This window comes from Halovivax cerinus (assembly GCF_024498195.1).
Classification (GTDB): domain Archaea; phylum Halobacteriota; class Halobacteria; order Halobacteriales; family Natrialbaceae; genus Halovivax; species Halovivax cerinus.
The window spans coordinates 1-17415 of the sequence record NZ_CP101824.1 but is presented as its reverse complement, the minus strand read 5'-3'; the positions used below and the strand labels follow the sequence as shown (position 1 = coordinate 17415).

Here is a 17415-nt window from a genome sequence, read left to right as displayed (position 1 = left end):
GCCGGCCGTGACTTCCCATCGACCGGTTGTGATCACGGCTGACGCTCGCTGTCGACGGACGACGGTCGAAATCGGTCGCCGACCGAAGTGGAAACACCGAAGAGGGAGCGCTCGCCATCTCGGACCGATGATCGCGCAGGTCGAATCGGCCCGACGCGTCGCCGGGACACTCGTCGACGCTGTCGTCGGGTGGGTACTGGCGAATCCAGACCTGACAGCGATCGCACTCGCCGGCGTCGTCGGTCTCGTCGTCGCCGTCGTGGCGATCCGTCGCGTCCGACGCTGGTGGCGGGTCAGGCGGGACGTTCGACAGTCGCAGTCGGGTCACGATCGTGCACGGGATCGGGCGCCACCGGTCTCGATCGGCGACGAGTACACCGTCGGCGTCCAGGAGTTCTCCCACCACCACTCCGGCGAGCGACACGCGGTCGCGAAGGTGGAGGGGTTCGTCGTCTTCGTCAGAGACGTACCCGCCTCGCTCGAGACGGCCGAGACGATCCGCATCTCGGTCCTCTCGTTCAACCGCGGCAAGACGTCGGCGACGGCGACGTTCCTCGGCCGGGCCTGACCCGACTCGGTGGGGTTGGCTCGACCCGGTTCAGGCGGTACTTGCCCCGACTCGGTGGGGTTGGCTCGACCTGGTTCAGGCGGTGCCTTCCCGGCCCGGTTTCGCTGGGGACTGCCCCGACTCGGTTCCGACGACGAAACCCAGTAATTTTTGACTGTCCGGTTGGTTGGTGCGGTCATGAACCGAGGATTAGTCGTCGTCGCCAATTCGGATCGCCACGTGGCGCTGCTCGAAACGGCCGGCGAATTCGCCCGCGGTGCGGACGCCGAACTGGTATTGCTCTCGACGCTCACGGAGACAGAGTACGAAGCCGACCGCGACGCCCTGAAGACCTTAGAGGAGATCGAGGGTGCGACGTACGGAATCGACGCGACCGAGGAGCGCCTGGAGCGAGCCGCACAGAAGATCGCCAACGAGACGATCGTCGACATGGACGTCGACTACCGGATCGCCCCGCGCGTCGTCGGCGACGGCTCGCTGGCCGACGAGATCCTGCAGGTCGCGGACGATCTAGAGTGCGATCACATCTTCGTCGTCGGTCAGAAGCGCTCGCCGACCGGCAAGGCACTCTTCGGCAACGTGGCCCAGTCGGTCATCCTCGGCTTCGACGGCCGGGTCACGGTCGACCTGGAGTGAGCCCTCGCGGGCGTTCCAGCGGCGGACGCGCCTAGACGCACCCGACCGATCCCCTCCCCAATTCGATACCCTCTTTCGCCTTCCCGACACAGTGGCGGTATGACCGAGTACTTCGAGATTCACGCGCGCGACGGCGCGGCGCGCCTCGGTGAACTTCGCCTCACGGAGCCGTGCCGGACGCCCGCGCTCGTGGGCGATCTGCTCGACGACGCGGGGTCGGAGTGGGTCGCCGATCGGCCCTCGCCGGCGGGCGATCCGTCCTCGCTCACCGTGTTCCCTCACAGGGCCTTTCCGGGCGGTACCGCGCCGGAAGTGCGAGACTCGTTCGCGCCCGAGTATCCCGACGTCGACTTCCCGAGTGCGGCCGTGATATCGAGTGAGTCGCCCCTCGACTACGGGACCGACGCCGTGATCGTCTCGGACGCCCAGTCGGTCCGGGGCCACGGCGCCGCGTTCGTCGAGGCGATCGTCGCCATTCGCGACGCGGTGCCGGCCGACACCGCGCTGATCCTCCCCGGCGTCGCCACGCCGCGAAACGTCTCCCTGCTCGCCTACGCTGGCGTGGATGGGGTCGACGCGGCGCGCGCGACCGCCGCGGGGACGCGTGGTCACTACCTGACGACCGACGGCTTTCACCACCTCGACGCGCTGGAAGAGTTGCCCTGCGCGTGCTCGGCCTGTCAGGTCCCGCGCGAGGCGTTCACCCGGGCCGACTGCGTCGAGCACAATCGCAACGCGCTCCGTGCCGAACTCGCGCGAGTACGCGGGCGAATCCGGTCGGGCCGACTCCGCGATTACGTCGAGGGGCAGGCCCGCCACGACCAGTGGCTCACTGCCGCGATGCGCGAACTCGACGACCGGTGGGCCTACGTCGAGGAGCGCGCGCCGATCCTCCGCGAGGCCGAGATCGCGGCGACGACGAGTGACACGATCCGACGGCCCGAGATCCAGCGCTACGCCGACCGGGTGACGAGCCGATATCGAAATCGGTTCAAGAATCCGCTCGTCCTCGTCCCCTGCTCGGCCAGAAAGCCCTACAGCGAATCGCAGAGCCACGGCCAGTTTCACGACGTTATCCAGTGGCGCGCCCACCTCGTCTCGATGACGAGCCCGATCGGCGTCGTCCCGCAGGAACTCGAGACGACCTATCCGGCCCAGCACTACGACACGGTCGTCACCGGCCGCTGGAGCGCCGAGGAGGTCGACTTCGTCGCCAGCATCCTCCGTCGCTATCTGGAACGCAACGAGTACTCGAAGATCGTCGCCCACGTCCCCGACGAGGGCTATCGCGACGTCGTCGAGCGCGTCGAGGCCGAACTCGACCTCGGCGATCGCGTCACCTACACCGTCCCCGAGGGCGGGCATCCGACTGACGACGACTCGCTTTCGAACCTCGCCGATGCGCTCGACGGCGAACTCAAGTACTCGAAACGCGAGCGCGAGCACAACACCGTTCGCGCCATCGCCGACTACCTGCTCGGCGACGGGGCCGGCGACGACCTCTTCGCCGACGTGGACCTGCAGACGACGAGCCGCTACCCCAAGATCCAGGTGCGCGACGGCGCGGAGACGCAACTCGCGACGATGGTTCCCCAGTACGGCACGCTCTCGTTCACACTCGACGGTGCTCACCTGTGGGCCGACAGCGACGCACCCACGAAGCGGGTCGAGATCGACGGCTTCGTTCCGCACGGCAGCGTCCTCGCGCCGGGCATCGTCGACGCCGACGAGGACATTCGCGTCGGTGACGAGGTGATCGTCGAAGGGCCGAAGGCGTTCGCCATCGGTCGCGCGGAGATGTTCGGCCGCGAGATGGCCGAGAGTACGCGCGGCGAAGCCGTGGCGGTCCGTCACGTCGAGGAGTTGTAAATGCCGTTGTTGCTGGTCGCTGCGCTCTCTCGTGACGTCTATATAGATATACGTTACTCACCAGTTCTCTCACTTCGCTTTTGATGTATCCCTGGGATTTCTCCTACCCTCGATCACCGCATATTGGCGTTCAGTTCTCCAGGAGGCGTTCTGGGCTGGATACTGGGCCTGTGGGCCGGGTATCGGTCCGATCTCCCCCGTTGTACTGACTGCTACGGACGGCTCTATAGCACTTCGGATTTGGATATATAGATATTAGCATTCTACTTAACCCATCCCGGGAGACGCACAGGTGATGTCCGACGACAGATTCGGGCGGTTCACTGGTGGTGTATCGCGGCGGAACTTCATCGCGGCAGCAGGTGCGGTCGGCGCCGTGTCGGTTGCAGGCTGTTCGGAAACCGAGGGGGACGAAGGCGAGGGCGACCTTTCCGGCAACATCCGAATCTCCGGAAGCAGTACGGTCTATCCCGTGGCGACGGCAGTTGGCGAACTGTTCAAAGAAGAAGAGCACCCGGCCGTCACGATTGACCTCAGCAAGGACGGGAGTTCCGGCGGCTTCGAGAACGTGTTCATCCCCGGCGACGCGGACATAAACAATGCGAGTCGAGCCATCAAAGAGGAAGAGATTGAGGCGTGTCAGGACAACGGTTTCGAACCCGTCGAGTTCGAAGTCGCCAAGGACGCCCTGACCGTCGTCGTCAACAACGACAACGAGTTCATCGACTCGCTGACCTACGACGAACTCGAGGCCATTTGGACGCCCGACGACACACCCGAGACGTGGGCCGACGTCAACGCCGACTGGCCCGACGAGGAGATCAAACTGTTCGGCCCGGCATCGACGTCGGGGACGTTCGATTACTTCACCGAGACGATTCTCGGCGAAGCCGGCCGGATTCGTGCCGACTTTACCGGCACCGAGGAGGACGACCAGATCGCTGAGGGCGTCCAGGGCAACGAGTTCGCACTGGGCTATCTGCCGTTCGCCTACTACATGAACAATCCCGACGAGACGGCCGCCGTGCCGCTGGCCGCCACCGAGAGCGAGGACCCCGTCGAGCCGAGCCTCGATGCGGCGTCGACCGGCGAGTACGCGCTCGCCCGACCGTTGTTCTTCTACGCCAACAGCGAGATGGTCGCCGAGAAGGAGCACCTCCAGGAGTTCATCCGATTCTACATCGACAAGACGACGGACAAGAAACTGATGGCGGAACAAATCGGGTACGTCCAGTCCTCTGAGGAACGCGCAGAGGAGAACCTCGCGACACTCGAAGAGTACATCTGACGAATTCGGTCCACGGGATCGCGATTTCCGATCTGACCGACGATCGATTGCCGGACTAACACATGAATAACGAAATACACACACTTCAGCGAGAGGGGATCGCGGTCCAGAAGGAACGCCTCTATCGTTACCTGCTGACCGGGTGTGCGCTCTTGACGTTGGGGGTGACGGTTAGTATTATCCTCTCGCTGTTGTTCGAGACGATCACGTTCTTCACAGAAGTATCGCTCATCGACTATCTCACCGGCACTGACTGGAGTCCCATGATCGGGGAGCCGTCGTATGGGGTGTTGCCGCTGATCAGCGGCACGCTCACCGTGACGATCGTCTCCGCGATGATCGCACTGCCGATCGGCCTGGCCATCGCCATCTATCTCAGCGAGTACGCTAGTCAGCGCGTCAGATCGGTGTTGAAGCCGGCGCTCGAGATCCTGGCCGGGATTCCGACCGTCATCTACGGCTACTTCGCGCTCGCGTATCTGACGCCGATTCTGGACGAGCTTACGGTACCGATCGTCCCATCGTGGGTACCCGCGCTGCCCGAGTTTGCAGTGACATTGCCGTCGCTCGGGACCTTCAACGCACTCTCGGCGTCCATCGTGGTCGGGATCATGATAATCCCGATGGTCTCGTCGATCAGCGAGGACGCGCTGAGCGCGGTCCCCGATAGCCTCCGGAACGCCGCCTACGGCCTGGGATCGACGAAGTTCGACGTCTCGACGAAGGTTGTCGTTCCGGCCGCCACCTCCGGAATCATCTCCTCGTACGTGCTCGCGCTCTCGCGAGCGATCGGCGAGACGATGGCGGTCACCATCGCCATGGGGACGAGTCCGCGCATGCCGTCGTTCCCGAATCTCTTCGAGAACCTCGCACAGGGCGGCCAGCCGATCACGGCGGCGATGGTCAATATCGCGGGCGCCGAGAATCACGGCGGTGTTCTGTTCGAGTCGATGTTCGCGCTCGGATTGACGCTGTTCGTACTGACACTCGTCATGAATCTCTTCGCCGAATATGTGCGGCGACGATACAGGGAGGTGTACGACTGATGGCGGCCGAAACCGATTCCGCGACGACCTTCGGTACCGACAGGGAGCTGTGGTGGCGTCGCCTCAAGGGCCGGTTCTTCGAGGGATCGCTCGTCCTCGCGACGCTGTTCGGTCTGGTCGCCCTCGTCGCGATGTTCGTCCTCATCGGCGCCGACGCGTTCGGCCTCTCCGCGGCAGCGCCGGCGTGGTATCTCGTCTACGTTGCGACGTTGGTCGGACCGATTAGCGCGTACACGCTGTACGTCCGGCGACGACCGGCGACGGCGGAGGTACACGCTCGATCGTACGCCGTCGTTTTCGGTTGTCTCGCGTTCAGCCTGGTCGCCTTCGCCGTCCCGGACGCGCTCGGCCCCCGCGACGTTGGCATTCACACGGTCTTTACACTCGGGCCGCCCGCCCTCGTCGTCGCCTACGCGCGTCTCGTCGGCGAGAGCCAGTATACGGGGCCCGCGATCCCGCTGTCGACGCTGCTCGGCCTGCTCGCGGGCTTTCTCTGCTACGATCTTACCGCACCGATCGCCGCGATGGCCAAAGACTGGGTGCTGTACGCGCTGTTCGTTCCGATCCCTGTCGCGTTGCTACTCGGCGAGATCGCTCGGCGGCGCCGGTCACGGCGAGCGGCCGTCGCGACCGTAGTAGCCGCGCTCGGGGCTGTCGCACTCACAATCGCAGTCTCGCTGGACCGCGGCGTCAACCCGTCGCTGTGGCTCGTTCTCGTTGGCGGGTTCGTCGCTCCGGTGGCCTTTTTCACCGTCGACACGCTTTCTCACAACCGCGACGGTGCAGTCGGGCTGCTCGGCCCCTACCTCCTTGTCGGTGGCGCGCTCGCAGGGACCTGGCTCGTGGGTAACTTCGACGTCACTGCCATCGAGACGTGGGTGACGCCGACGCTACTGCTCGAAAGCTGGTCGGACTTTCGGCCCGAACAGGCCGGCATCTACCCGCAGTTGATCGGCTCCATTATGCTGGTGGGATTGATGGCGGTGCTTGCTTTCCCCGTCGGCGTCGGCGCGGCGATCTACCTCGAGGAGTACGCCGCGTCCACCGGGTGGCGCGGCCGACTCGCGAGCGTGCTGGACGTCAATATCTCGAACCTCGCCGGCGTCCCGTCGGTCGTCTACGGCCTCCTCGGCCTCGCGCTGTTCCGCCAGGGTTTCGGCCTGACGCCGGGCATCCTCATCGCCGGTGCGGTGACGCTCGGTCTCCTGATCTTGCCGATCGTCATCGTCGCCGCACAGGAAGCGTTGCGCTCGGTCCCGGACGAGTACCGAACCGCGTCGTACGGTCTCGGTGCGAGCCGCTGGCAGACGGTGCGCAACGTCGTCCTTCCCCGGGCGGTTCCCGGCATTTTAACCGGGACGATTCTCGCGCTTGGACGCGCGATCGGGGAGACGGCGCCGCTCGTGATGCTCGCCATCGCGACTACGCGCTTCTCACCCCCGGACGGCCTCTTCTCCGGTGCGACCGCGCTGCCACTCCAGATATTCGCCGCGAAGGGCAACAATATGCCCGAGTACCGGACGGGCGTCGTCGCCGCAACTGCGATCGTGTTGCTCGCGCTGATGTTGCTGATGAACGCGGCGGCGATCCTGATCAGAAACCGATACCAGACCCGTGACAACTCATGAGTCGTAACGACATCGACGACGCGACAGCACAGCCAGCCCACAACGGCGGACAGGTGGATGACGGGACGCTTTCGTCAGCGGAGAGCCGACCGATCTCCGGTGGCGAAGAACCACTGTTCGATACGAACGTCTCGTATCGCGAGAGTGAGGAGACTCCATCGGTCCTCGAGGTCCGAGACCTGAACGTCCACTACGGCGACGAGCAGGCACTTCAGGACGTCGAGATGGCGATACCGCGCCACCAGGTGACTGCGATGATCGGCCCGTCGGGGTGCGGGAAGTCGACGTTCTTGCGCTGTCTCAACCGCATGAACGACCTCGTCGAGGCCGCTCGTATCGAGGGTAACGTTCTGCTCGAGGGAACGAACCTCTACGGCGACGACGTCGATCCCGTCGTGTTGCGTCGCCGAATCGGTATGGTCTTCCAGCACCCGAACCCGTTCCCCAAGAGCATCTACGACAACGTCGCGTTCGGCCTCCGTGTCCAGAACGAGGCGGTCACGGACGAGATCATCGAGCGGGCGTTGAAGCGAGCTGCGCTCTGGGACGAAGTGAAGCACAAACTCCACCACAGCGCGCTCGACCTCTCGGGCGGCCAGCAACAGCGCCTCTGCATCGCCCGTGCCATCGCGGTCGACCCTGATATCGTGTTGATGGACGAACCGGCGTCTGCGCTCGACCCCGTCGCCACCTCGAAGATCGAGGATCTCATCGAGGACCTGGCCGAAGAGTACACCGTCGTCATCGTCACCCACAACATGCAACAGGCCGCCCGCATCTCCGACAAGACCGCCGTCTTCCTCACCGGCGGTGAACTCGTCGAGTTCGACGACACCAACGAGATCTTCGAGAACCCAGCACACCAGCGCGTCGAGGATTACATCACCGGGAAGTTCGGGTGATCGCCGTGGTCCGAGATTCCTACCAGGACGACCTCGATCGGCTGCGGTCGGCCGTCCTCGCGATGAGCGATCTCGTCTGCGACCGACTGGGGCTCGCGCTCGACGCGTACGCCGATCACGACGTCGACCTCGCCGAGCGCGTCGTCACGGGCGATCACGAGATCAACGAGCGCTACCTCGATCTCGAGAGTGAGTGCATCGACCTGTTGGCGCTCCAGCAGCCGGTGGCTGGCGACCTGCGGTTCGTCGCGGCCTCGTTCAAGATCATCACCGATCTCGAGCGGGTCGGCGATCTGGCCACTAATCTGGGCCAGTACACGCTCGACGCGGACCGCGAGCGGTACCCGGATATCGACGCCGTCCGAATCGGTGAGGCGACGGTCGAGATGGTCGAGAACGCGACCAGGGCGTACGCGGAGGGAGACACCGTCGCGGCCCGCGAGGTCGCGGCCCGGGACGAAGCGATCGACGAGCGATGCCGCGAGGCGAGCGACGTCGTCGTGCGCAATCTGCTCTTCGCCGGCGCCACCGTCGACACCCCCAATTCCGTCGAACCCGTTCTCGCGGACGTCTCGCGCATCCTGCTGACGATCCGCGACCTCGAACGCGTCGGCGACCACGCCGTCAACATCGCCGCCCGGACCCTGTACATGGTGGAAACCGATGATGAATTGCTGTACTGACAGTTCGAACCCATGAGCGTCGATCCACCCGACGCCGTCGAGCGGACGGTGCAACTGGCTGGTAACTCGACGTTCGTCGTCTCACTGCCGAAGGAGTGGGCGCTCGAACAGGGAATCGATCGCGGGAGCGCGATCCAGCTCTACCCGAACGACGATCGGCTGGTCCTCTCGGCGAAGTCGATCGAGCCGTCGGCCCGGTCGACGCGAATAGACGCCGCGTCGACGGACCCGACGCAGGTGCCGTCCCGCGTCCGAGCTGCCTACGCCGGCGGGTGCGATCGGATCACGGTCGTCGACGCGACTGGCATCGACAGGGCGCTCCGTCGCGATCTGTCGGATCTGATCGGCGGGTTGATCGGGTTGGAGATCGACCACGAGTCCGAGACCGAACTCGTCGCGGTCGATCTCCTCGACGCGGCGGACATCTCGCTCGCTCAGACGGTCTCCCAGCTCTGTCACAGGACGCGATCGACGTACGAACTGGCGATCGAGGCCGTCGTCCCTGGCGACGACGATCGGGCGGCTCGCGCGCTCGATCGGATCGAGGCGCCGAGGCGACAGGTCGCGTTCGTTCGCCGGGGCTTCCGCCGCGGCCTGGCCGACGTGACGGAGCTCGACCGACTCGGCGCCGACCGGACCGCCGCCTTCGCGCACTACCGAACGGCTCGATCACTCTCCCGGCTCGTCTCCGAGGTCGAACGGATCGCGACCGCCGCCGCTCGCCAGTCGAGTTCACCGAAACCGCCGATCAGGACGGCCTTCGAGTCGGCCGACGAAGCGGTTCGATCCGTCCTCGACCCGGCGCTCGCCGGCCGGCCCGACCCCGTCATTGATCGGTACGCCCGCGCCACGACCGAGGTGACAGCGCTGTCGGAAGCAGCACGCGCGTCGGACGCGGTTTGCTACGAACTCGTCGCCGACTCCCTCCGCAGAATCATTGACGCGGCTCGTTCGGCTTCCGAGGCGATCGCCGAGGCCGATGGTGGTTGTTGTTAGGACACTCGATGAGTCGGTGCGACAGGTGGTCGATGACCGTCGACACCGATCGGGATTCCCGACCACGTGTCCTGGTGCCACGGTAGACCGAGGTGTCAGCGCCGGATTCTCGCGGACCGATCACCCCGGCGAACGTATCCCTCCATAGTTCCCCGTACGGCTCATATAACGGCTTACCACGTCCCAGTGAGCCGGGACAGTCGTGAACGATCCGAATTACCCACTGGTGGACTCCCTCGACCGAATGGTAGCGGCGAAACGAGCGCTCAGGGGAGAGCGGCGCCGTATTCTGGCGGAAGCCCGCGCGTTCGAGGCGTTCCTGGACGCGGTCGACGACGTTCCGGTCACGAGATCGTCGACGACCAGTGGCGGGCAGTACTTCGTCGGTGGATCGGACGCGGATCGCTCCGGTGCCGTGGCGGTTAGACGGGCGTACGCAGATACCGTCATGGGTGTCTCTCACTACGCAGACGACTACGACGACACGTATTCCGAAAGCATCGCGGCCGAGTTTGGTCCGGACGTGGCGTCCGCGCTGCTCGCGGGCCCCTTCACCGCCCTGTGCAAACGCGCGGTCCGCGCGGCGGCGAGCGATGCGCGAGCCCGTCGAACCCAATTTCTGGCCACGCTCGAGGACGAACGGCAGTCTCTCGCGGTGGCCGAACGGACGCTTCGTCAGGTCTCGACGGGTCTCGAATCGCTCGCCGCGTCGTCCTCGTCACGTGGCCCGTTCGAAAATCTCGACGCGGTTCGTTCGACGCTCGTCACAATGGAGCGACGCTGCAAGTCCGTCGCGGCCGATCGACAGGTTGCGATCCAGGAGCACGCGCTCACCGGTAGCTGGCGGGTAGACACCAGCCACGTTCAGGAGTACCTCTACGCCGATATCGAGTCGACATATCCGGTGCTCGCGACTGTCGCCGACATACTCCTCCGAATCGAGCGGCGCTACGAGTGCGACGAACGTCCCCTCGCCCGTGCCTGAGACGTCCCCGCCCGGCCGCTCACCCACGCGTTCCGGTGGGCCGTCCGCCCTGGTACCTGTTCGGCCGCCGATTTCTCCCCGTCGACCGCTCCATTTCCGTTCGTCCGGTTCGACGACGCCCGCCAGCCTGATACGTTACCGTCGATCCCGCATTCGCGTCGGTGTCACTCGAGTCGGTTCGGCTGCGTGCTCTGATCGGTCCGGATCACTCAATAGTCCTCTTAGCAGTAGCTTTTACCCCGCTCCCGATACCCGAAACCGGAGCGATCGCACGCTCCGGAGTTCCATGACAGCCGACAGCCACACGCGGGGAAACCCGACCGACCAGATGGTGGACGATGGCCCAACCCACGCCCCGGTCGACCTCGTCTCGACGGTCGTCCGGAACGACGCCGCCCCGGATCGACGCACCGTGTACCCGCGTCAGTGCCACGAGTGGGCGCGCCTGACGGCGTGGCTCTCCGCGGACGACGAGGTGTTTCTGCCCCTCGACGAGTGCCGGTGAGCGATTCCCAACTGGATCTGCACGTCACCGCTTCACTGCGATCCGAACATCTATATGAGTACCTGTTCAGATATTCAGATACTGATGCCCCAGTCATCTTCGCTCCGTCGATTGCTCGAAACCCAACTCGACGAGTGCTGTGACGCTGACGTCGACGACCGCGTGCGCGAACTCGAGTCGCTCGACGAGGCGGTTCCGACCGACCCGTCGGCCGATCTCGCGGCGCTCTCGACGCTCGGAAACGAGACCCGGTACAGAATCGCCTCGCTGCTCGTCGAAGCCGACGAGGAACTGTGCGTCTGTGAACTGTCGCCGCTGGTCGACGTGAGCGACAGTGCGATCAGCCACGCACTTTCGGATCTGGCCGACGCCGGGCTCGTCTCTCGACGAAAGGACGGCACGTGGCGGTACTACCGGCCGACCGAACGCACCGAACGGCTTCTCGCGGCCCTGGCGGAGACGCGAGGTGACCAGGCGTGACCGAGGCGCAGGACGACGCACCCGCTGCGGGCGCCGATACACCCCTGACGATCGCGTTCGTCTGCGTGCAAAACGCCGGCCGGAGCCAGCTGGCGACCGCCTTCGCCGAACGCGAACGCGACCGGCGCGGACTGGCGGACGTGTTGTCGATCGTGACCGGCGGCACCGATCCGGCCGACGAGATCCATCCGGTCGTTCGCGAGGTGATGGTCGAAGCGGGATTCGACCCCGCCGACCGCGATCCTCGACCGATCTCCTCCGACGAACTCGCCGCTTGCGACGTCGTCTGCACCATGGGCTGTTCGGCCGACGGCATCTGTCCGGCCATCTGGCGCGGCGACGCTCGGGACTGGGATCTCGCCGATCCGCACGACCAACCCGTCGATCGTGTCCGCGAGATCCGCGGCGACATCGAGCGGCGAGTCCGTGACCTGTTCGACGATATCGAGCGGATGCGTCGCGACGACCCGCGCGATCAGCAGCCGACGGCCGAACCGGAAGGTGAGACGGATGACTGAGCCGGCGACGGCGCACGAGCACGGGCCCGACTGTTCCTGTCCGGACTGCGGCGACCCCCGGACCATGGATTTTCTCGATAAGTACCTCTCCGTCTGGATCGTCGCCGCGATGGTGATCGGCGTGGGACTCGGCTCCATCGCCCCAGGCGTCGTCGACCCCATCCAGGACCTCCACCTCGTCGAGATCGGGTTGATCGCGATGATGTACCCGCCGCTCGCGAAGGTCGACTACGCGCGCCTTCCGCGCGTGTTCAGCCAGTGGCGAATCCTCTCGCTTTCCCTCGTGCAGAACTGGCTCATCGGGCCAACGCTGATGTTCGCCCTCGCCGTGGTCTTCTTCAGCGGCGTCGTCCCCTGGTTCCCCGCCCGTCCCGAGTACTTCCTCGGCTTGCTCTTCATCGGGATGGCGCGGTGTATCGCGATGGTGCTCGTCTGGAACGACCTCGCCGACGGCTCGAGCGAGTACGCCGCCGGCCTCGTCGCGTTCAACAGCGTCTTCCAGATCCTCACCTACGGCGTCTACGTCTGGTTCTTCGCGCTCGTCCTGCCGGGCCAGCTCGGCCTCGACGCGATGGCCGCCGGCATCGAGACGTTCGACATCGGTCCGCGGGACGTCTTCGAGGCGATCGCCGTCTTCCTCGGGGTGCCCTTCGCTGCGGGAATCGGCTCGCGGTACGTCGGGACTCGCACGAAGGGCGAGCACTGGTACGACGAGACGTTCGCGCCGTCGATCAGCCCCCTCACGCTCGTCGCGCTCCTGTTCACCATCGTCGTGATGTTCGCCACGCAGGGCGATCGGATCGTCGCCCAGCCGACAGACGTCCTGTGGATCGCCGTCCCGCTGACGATCTACTTCGTCGTCATGTTCCTCGTCAGCTTCGGGATGGGTCACGCGATCGGCGCGGACTACTCGACGACGACCGCGATCGGCTTCACCGCGGCGTCGAACAACTTCGAACTCGCGATCGCCGTCGCGGTCGCCATCTTCACCGTCAGCTCCGGCGTCGCCTTCGCGACCGTCGTCGGTCCGCTGATCGAGGTCCCCGTCCTGCTCGCGCTGGTCCACGTCGCCATCCGCTTTCAGCGCTGGTTCGACTGGACCGGCCACGAGACCGGGCGGCTGGACGCGGACGTCGGTGACTAGGGTCGTTCGGTAGGACGTCGCGAGCGAGCGCTCGTCCGTCGGCCCTCGATACGACGGTACTGAAACGGTGGATACGAGCGCTCAGCCGGTACTCGATCCCGCCGGTGTGGATTCATCGGCACGATCGAGGCGGCTGCGAGCAGTCAGCCGGCAGCCCGAGCGTCTCAGTTCTGACCCTGTTCGGTGATGGTGAGGTCGTAGCTGCCCCAGCCGCTTTCGGCGTGGACGAGGACGCCGACGTCGGTGGCGCCGGAGAGGCTTCCTGAGAGTGCCTCGTTTGGACCGGAACCGGCCGAGCGATCGTCGTAATCGTCGGGCGTCGGCGTGCGCCCGTCGTAGGTCACGTAGAGGTCGTAGTTGGCGAAGTCGCCGGGCCCCTCGAGTTCGAGGTCGATGCCACAGGGGCTGGCGGTGGTCGTGGCGTAGGTGTAGTCCTCACGGTCGTTCCACCAGGCGAGGTAACCCGACTCGGTGGTCGTCTGGGTCTCGCCACTGCAGCCGCCGCTCCCGCCCTCGACGATGGTGGCGGCGTCGACGCGTCCGGATCCCTGGTGGTCCCCCGGCAGGCCGATGTCGACGGCCGTCTCCTCTAGTTTGTCCCAGAGTTCCTGGGTCGAGAGGTCGGGGTGTGCCGCTTTGCCGAGGGCGGCCACGCCGGCGGCGACCGGCGACGCCATCGACGTACCGGAGAATTCGGCGTAGTCGTCGGTCGGAACCGGCGCGAGCACGTCCACCCCCGGCGAGGCGACGTTGATCTCCGGGCCGCGGTTCGAGAAGCTCGCGAGGTTCTCGTTCTCGTCGATCGCCGAGACCGCCATACAGTTTTCGTAGGCCGCCGGATACGAGACCGGACCACCATCGTTACCCGCCGCCGCGATCGGCAGCGTGTCGCTGTCGTACGCGTAGTTGATCGCCTGACGACCCGTCTCGTTGGCGCCACCGCCACCCAGTGAGAGGTTGATGATGTCAGCGCCCTCGTCCGCCGCCCACTGGATGCCGTCTGCGATGTCGGACAAGGAACCGCTATTGCCGCTTAGGACGCGGGCGTTGATGAGCGTACAGTTGTTGATACCGGCCGTCCCGGTGCCGTTGTCGATCGTCGCCGCCGCGCACCCGGAGACGTGGGTGCCGTGCTGTTCGTTGCTCGGATTCGGTGGGTACGGGTCGCTATCGTCGTCGGCGAAATCGTATCCGGGATCGTCACGATATCGGGCGGCCAGGTCCTCGTGGTCGTACTGGGCGCCCGTGTCGACGACGGCGATGGTGACGTCCATAGAGCCCATCGTCGTTTCCCAGGCGTCCGGCGCGTTGACGAGCTGTGGCGCGTACTGGTCGCCGAAACGCGGATCGTTCGGCTGGGAGAACGCGTACCAGGTCTCGTTGCGCTCGGCGTAGGCGACGCCGGGCTGGCGCTCCAGTCGCTCGATGACCGGCTCCATCGTACTCGGGCTGTCGTCGGACAGCTTCACCGCCACGTATTCGAGGACGTCGTTCTCGTGGACGATCGCCGCGTCGTCCGGAATCGTCGACTCGACGGTCGATCGTACGGTCGCAATCGAGACGTCGTCTTCGGTCCCGACGAGTACTTCGTCTTCTTTCGGACCTGGTTCACGTCCCGGCGTCGCCGAAACGACGCTGCCGAGCCCGAGCGTCGCGCCTGCGGCACCCGCTGCTTTCAGGATCGTTCGTCGGTCGAACCGGTGGTCGCTATTTTCTCGCATGGTCACCCCTATTTATCTCACGCCCAGAGATATAGATTACGATTGAAGGACTATTAAATTATAATAGTCTACGCACTGTACACCTTCGTTGCTACTGGGGTATCAGTCTCGAACGGCCAGTGTTTCCGGGGTAAGCCGCTGAGCGCGTCGAACCTGTCGATCACCTTTCGACCCTTCGGGGCGGTGGGATCGCCCTCGCGGACGCCCGAAACTCGAGAATCGACCGATAGCACCGGCTCAGTCGCCGACTCCCGTTTCGTATCGCGTAATGTAGTGTATCGATTCACGAACCGGACGTCCGACACCGTCGTACCGCCTCGAGATCGGCTCTGGGACCACTGTCGACCGGGACGCCACCCTGGAGCGCGTCGGATCGGTGTCTCCCTCGACGAGGTACGTACCGGAACGTCACTGCTCAGGGCGACGGGGGTCAGAATACCGTTGCCGGTCGGTTCCGATACCGGCCTGGTAAGCCGACCGCCGCGTCATCGACGCGCGTCGGATTCCGTCTCCTCGCGGTCGATCGCGGTCCGGTCGTGGAACCAGGCCCGACTGTCGACATCGGCCGCAGACGCGCACGCGAGATACGGTTCGAGTCGCTCGCCGCGATCGGCGAGCGTCACCGCGTCCGTCTCGGCGTCGTACGTAACGAGGTCGGTATCGGCGAGTCTCGGCAGGATGGCGTGGCGCAGGCGCTTGCGAGCGTGTCTGGATGCTGGCACGTCGGCGTCCGTCTCGACCCGCTCGCGCGCGGCGACGGTCTCCCCGAGCTCGTCGACCGGGACCGTTCCGCCCCGTTCGTACAGCGTCGTCAACAACTGCCGACTTCCCTCGTTCGCGAGCAATTCGCACACGCGCGCCGGCGAGTCGTGCGCGACGCTTCTCGCTACCGACTCGTCGCCCCCGCCAGGTGCGCCCATACTGGTCTGTCACTCTCTGCCACGAAAACCCTCGGGGATGCAGGTTCCACCGTCTTATGTGCGTACGGTCGGCGCCGATCCCGCGTGCCGGCCACTATCGAACGACCGCCACACTTCGGGACGAATCCGTTCGGACCTATCGGTTCGATCAGTGGATGACATCGGACGGTTCGTCCGTTGTGTCGTTCGATGCCGTGAATCGTCGGCCGGACGACGATCGTTCGTCCGGTGCGGTCGGGGGCACCTCGCGCAGCGTCCGGGCGCTGTGTCGTGTTCGTGTTCCAGAGTTCCCGTACGGTGCCATCAATGCGTTCTCTCGCGGGCGTTCGGCTCGATCACCTGGTACGTTCGCCCGCGGTTTTCCCCGACGGCTTCGACGAGGTCGTAGTGAGCCATCTTCGTCAGGTAGTTACGAACCGTTCGGCGCGTCTTCGGTGTCTCGACCCGGTTTTCGTAGGCTTCGTAGAGCCCGCCGGGATCGATCTCACCGTGTTCGTCGATGACGTCGTAGAGTATCCGCTGGTGATCGGGCAGGTTCTCCAGCGTCTTCCGTCGGATCGCTCGCCGTGCGTCGGGAATCGCGGCGTCTAGGAGTTCGTCGGTGAGGTGGTCGGCTCCGCGGCCCGACGCGCGAGTGGCGGCCGATCGGAGGATACCGATCGCGACACGGGCGTCGCCCGCTGCAGCGTCGGCGATCCGTCGGAGCTGGCGGTCGCTCACGGAATCGGGTTCGAGTCCCTGGCGTGCCCGTTCGGCGAGGATGGCGACGAGCTCGTCGGCGCCGTACCGGTCGAACGAGACGCGCGTGCCCGCGCGAAATCGCGATCGGACCCGGTCGTCGAAGCGGGCGAAGAGCTCTTCCTCGCGGTTGGCCACGAGGACGACCGACACGTGGGGAAGGCGGTGAATGTCGTACAGTACGGCGCTCTCTTCGAGTTGATCGACCTCGTCGAGGATGGCCACGATCGGTGCGTCGTCCGCCGACCGGAGTCGCCCGAACAGCTCGTCCTTCGCGGTCGAACGGTGGACGTCGTACGCCCGATCGACCGTTTCGAGGAGGCTGTAGAGGACGCGATAGCGGGTGTACGCTTGCCAGCAGTTGACGTAGGCCACTCTGATCGCCGGGCGCTTCTCCGTGAGCCGATCCATGGTGTAGCGGGCGATGCAGGTCTTGCCGACGCCGGTCGGCCCGAAGCAGAAGGCCGGATCGGCTCGTCCGCCGGAGACCAGCGGCTCCACGGCCTCCGAGAGGAGCGAGATCTCCTCGTGACGGTGAACCACTTCGCTCGGGACGAACGCCTCGGACAGGACCCGTTCGTCGACGATCACGGATTCCGATAGGTGAGCCGGAATCTTAAGCCTCGGTGACCGTGTTCCGATTTTCCGATTCCGGGGGTGTCCCTGCCTTCGACGGCCGCGTGCTCGTGGTCTATTTATATGGTATATCAGATACGACGATACAAATTTTCTCGCCACAGCTCACTTCGACGGTCCCCCGAAACGACCGAGACGGACGCATAGAGCGT

General features: G+C 65.3%; 17 protein-coding genes. 14 read left to right on the top strand and 3 right to left on the bottom strand.

Translation table 11 applies throughout. The annotated features are described in order from the left end of the window. The first annotated feature begins 127 nt into the window (after positions 1–127). From NO366_RS00085 to arsB, 14 genes are all read left to right on the top strand, one after another. A complete protein-coding gene (locus tag NO366_RS00085; protein WP_256532282.1) occupies positions 128–568 on the top strand; it encodes an RNA-binding protein in 441 nt (146 codons plus the stop codon). A gap of 177 nt (positions 569–745) precedes the next feature. Next, positions 746–1204: a universal stress protein gene (locus NO366_RS00080; protein ID WP_256532281.1), complete on the top strand. Its 459-nt coding sequence runs from the start codon at positions 746–748 to the stop codon at positions 1202–1204. A gap of 99 nt (positions 1205–1303) precedes the next feature. Next, positions 1304–3073 carry an archaeosine synthase subunit alpha gene (gene arcS / locus NO366_RS00075; RefSeq protein ID WP_256532280.1) on the top strand — a complete coding sequence of 590 codons (1770 nt, stop codon included), beginning with the start codon at positions 1304–1306 and terminating at the stop codon, positions 3071–3073. Positions 3074–3368: 295 nt separating this feature from the next. Continuing rightward, positions 3369–4361, top strand: coding sequence for a PstS family phosphate ABC transporter substrate-binding protein (locus tag NO366_RS00070; protein WP_256532279.1), 993 nt, complete (start codon positions 3369–3371; stop codon positions 4359–4361). 62 nt (positions 4362–4423) lie between these two features. Then, positions 4424–5407 (top strand): phosphate ABC transporter permease subunit PstC, encoded by a 984-nt coding sequence (gene pstC / locus NO366_RS00065; RefSeq protein ID WP_256532278.1) that lies wholly within the window; start codon positions 4424–4426, stop codon positions 5405–5407. Continuing rightward, positions 5407–7035 (top strand): phosphate ABC transporter permease PstA, encoded by a 1629-nt coding sequence (gene pstA / locus NO366_RS00060; protein WP_256532277.1) that lies wholly within the window; start codon positions 5407–5409, stop codon positions 7033–7035. Before pstC ends, pstA begins: the two co-directional genes overlap by 1 nt. Further along, positions 7032–7937 carry a phosphate ABC transporter ATP-binding protein PstB gene (gene pstB / locus NO366_RS00055; RefSeq protein WP_256532276.1) on the top strand — a complete coding sequence of 302 codons (906 nt, stop codon included), beginning with the start codon at positions 7032–7034 and terminating at the stop codon, positions 7935–7937. The genes pstA and pstB overlap by 4 nt, the downstream gene beginning before the upstream one ends. A gap of 5 nt (positions 7938–7942) precedes the next feature. Continuing rightward, positions 7943–8620: a phosphate signaling complex protein PhoU gene (phoU, locus tag NO366_RS00050; RefSeq protein WP_256532275.1), complete on the top strand. Its 678-nt coding sequence runs from the start codon at positions 7943–7945 to the stop codon at positions 8618–8620. 12 nt (positions 8621–8632) lie between these two features. Further along, the gene (locus NO366_RS00045) at positions 8633–9616 is read left to right on the top strand and encodes an AbrB/MazE/SpoVT family DNA-binding domain-containing protein (RefSeq protein WP_256532274.1); all 984 of its coding nucleotides are present in this window, start codon (positions 8633–8635) and stop codon (positions 9614–9616) included. A gap of 202 nt (positions 9617–9818) precedes the next feature. After that, positions 9819–10601, top strand: a complete 783-nt coding sequence (locus tag NO366_RS00040; RefSeq protein ID WP_256532273.1) for a DUF7260 family protein — start codon at positions 9819–9821, stop codon at positions 10599–10601. Between the two features lie 286 nt (positions 10602–10887). Continuing rightward, on the top strand, positions 10888–11106 hold the full coding sequence (locus tag NO366_RS00035; RefSeq protein WP_256532272.1) for a DUF7511 domain-containing protein: 219 nt from the start codon (positions 10888–10890) through the stop codon (positions 11104–11106). An 84-nt stretch (positions 11107–11190) separates the two neighbouring features. Further along, complete coding sequence (locus tag NO366_RS00030) at positions 11191–11586, top strand: ArsR/SmtB family transcription factor (protein WP_256532271.1); 396 nt, start codon at positions 11191–11193, stop codon at positions 11584–11586. Beyond that, positions 11583–12104, top strand: a complete 522-nt coding sequence (locus tag NO366_RS00025) for an arsenate-mycothiol transferase ArsC (RefSeq protein WP_256532270.1) — start codon at positions 11583–11585, stop codon at positions 12102–12104. Before NO366_RS00030 ends, NO366_RS00025 begins: the two co-directional genes overlap by 4 nt. Continuing rightward, the gene (gene arsB / locus NO366_RS00020; RefSeq protein ID WP_305880593.1) at positions 12097–13248 is read left to right on the top strand and encodes an ACR3 family arsenite efflux transporter; all 1152 of its coding nucleotides are present in this window, start codon (positions 12097–12099) and stop codon (positions 13246–13248) included. Before NO366_RS00025 ends, arsB begins: the two co-directional genes overlap by 8 nt. Positions 13249–13412: 164 nt before the next feature. Here arsB and NO366_RS00015 read toward each other — a convergent pair whose 3' ends face one another. The 3 genes from NO366_RS00015 to NO366_RS00005 form a co-directional block, all read right to left on the bottom strand. After that, entirely contained in the window at positions 13413–14969 is a 1557-nt protein-coding gene (locus NO366_RS00015) for a S8 family peptidase (protein WP_256532269.1), read from the bottom strand. A gap of 485 nt (positions 14970–15454) precedes the next feature. Beyond that, a complete protein-coding gene (locus NO366_RS00010) occupies positions 15455–15889 on the bottom strand; it encodes a DUF7344 domain-containing protein (RefSeq protein ID WP_256532268.1) in 435 nt (144 codons plus the stop codon). Positions 15890–16192: 303 nt separating this feature from the next. Beyond that, positions 16193–17218, bottom strand: a complete 1026-nt coding sequence (locus NO366_RS00005; RefSeq protein WP_256532267.1) for a Cdc6/Cdc18 family protein — start codon at positions 17216–17218, stop codon at positions 16193–16195. Positions 17219–17415 lie beyond the last annotated feature (197 nt).

Coding starts and splice junctions, on each gene's coding strand:
- arsB (WP_305880593.1), top strand. CDS start 12,097: ATGACTGAGCCGGCGACGGCGCACGAGCACGGGCCCGACTGTTCCTGT.
- NO366_RS00030 (WP_256532271.1), top strand. CDS start 11,191: ATGCCCCAGTCATCTTCGCTCCGTCGATTGCTCGAAACCCAACTCGAC.
- pstA (WP_256532277.1), top strand. CDS start 5,407: ATGGCGGCCGAAACCGATTCCGCGACGACCTTCGGTACCGACAGGGAG.
- NO366_RS00045 (WP_256532274.1), top strand. CDS start 8,633: ATGAGCGTCGATCCACCCGACGCCGTCGAGCGGACGGTGCAACTGGCT.
- pstC (WP_256532278.1), top strand. CDS start 4,424: ATGAATAACGAAATACACACACTTCAGCGAGAGGGGATCGCGGTCCAG.
- NO366_RS00010 (WP_256532268.1), bottom strand. CDS start 15,889: ATGGGCGCACCTGGCGGGGGCGACGAGTCGGTAGCGAGAAGCGTCGCG.
- arcS (WP_256532280.1), top strand. CDS start 1,304: ATGACCGAGTACTTCGAGATTCACGCGCGCGACGGCGCGGCGCGCCTC.
- NO366_RS00085 (WP_256532282.1), top strand. CDS start 128: ATGATCGCGCAGGTCGAATCGGCCCGACGCGTCGCCGGGACACTCGTC.
- NO366_RS00035 (WP_256532272.1), top strand. CDS start 10,888: ATGACAGCCGACAGCCACACGCGGGGAAACCCGACCGACCAGATGGTG.
- pstB (WP_256532276.1), top strand. CDS start 7,032: ATGAGTCGTAACGACATCGACGACGCGACAGCACAGCCAGCCCACAAC.
- NO366_RS00015 (WP_256532269.1), bottom strand. CDS start 14,969: ATGCGAGAAAATAGCGACCACCGGTTCGACCGACGAACGATCCTGAAA.
- NO366_RS00070 (WP_256532279.1), top strand. CDS start 3,369: ATGTCCGACGACAGATTCGGGCGGTTCACTGGTGGTGTATCGCGGCGG.
- NO366_RS00080 (WP_256532281.1), top strand. CDS start 746: ATGAACCGAGGATTAGTCGTCGTCGCCAATTCGGATCGCCACGTGGCG.